Source organism: Dyella kyungheensis (assembly GCF_016905005.1).
Classification (GTDB): Bacteria; Pseudomonadota; Gammaproteobacteria; order Xanthomonadales; family Rhodanobacteraceae; genus Dyella; species Dyella kyungheensis.
Genome location: NZ_JADIKC010000030.1, coordinates 1 through 281, shown reverse-complemented (window position 1 = coordinate 281; position 281 = coordinate 1). Strand labels below are relative to the sequence as shown.

1 rRNA gene is annotated in these 281 nt (G+C 53.4%); it reads right to left on the bottom strand.

Annotation, left to right across the window (positions count from 1 at the left end):
* Positions 1-281 (bottom strand): 16S ribosomal RNA (locus tag ISP20_RS21465); the annotation flags it as partial.

The window sequence follows — 281 nt, the reverse complement described above, 5'->3', positions numbered from 1 at the left end:
ATTTCACGACAGACTTAACTCACCGCCTACGCACGCTTTACGCCCAGTAATTCCGATTAACGCTTGCACCCTTCGTATTACCGCGGCTGCTGGCACGAAGTTAGCCGGTGCTTATTCCTCAGGTACCGTCAGCCCCACCGATTATTAGCCAGTAGTATTTCGCTCCTGATAAAAGTGCTTTACAACCCGAAGGCCTTCTTCACACACGCGGCATTGCTGGATCAGGCTTGCGCCCATTGTCCAATATTCCCCACTGCTGCCTCCCGTAGGAGTCTGGACCG